Here is a 260-nt window from a genome sequence, read left to right on the forward strand (position 1 = left end):
CCTACAGGGATTTGCCTTGGCATGCCGGAGCGGGAAGCGGCTACGCTTTGCGCTGTCTTTCACAGGAGTGACTTCATGCGGGTACTGGTGCGTAACGACAAGGACGATTTCCGGGTCAAGGCCTATGCCGGAACCAACGGGGTGCTGCTGGCCATGGACCTGGATGCGTCGCGGCGCCAGGGCCTGTTGGGTTTTGCCATCGAAAAACAGACCGGCAGCAAGCCCTGGCTGTTTCTGTTCAACAGCCTGACTTTCCCCGG

Annotated in this window: 1 pseudogene; it reads left to right on the top strand. The window is 60.0% G+C overall.

Going from position 1 to position 260, the window contains the following annotated elements:
* Positions 1-75: 75 nt before the first annotated feature.
* A pseudogene (locus SB756_RS31790) lies at positions 76-260 on the top strand (phospholipase); the annotation flags it as partial.

The sequence above is a fragment of the Pseudomonas sp. SIMBA_068 genome (genome assembly GCF_046534705.1).
GTDB classification, from domain to species: domain Bacteria; phylum Pseudomonadota; class Gammaproteobacteria; order Pseudomonadales; family Pseudomonadaceae; genus Aquipseudomonas; species Aquipseudomonas putida.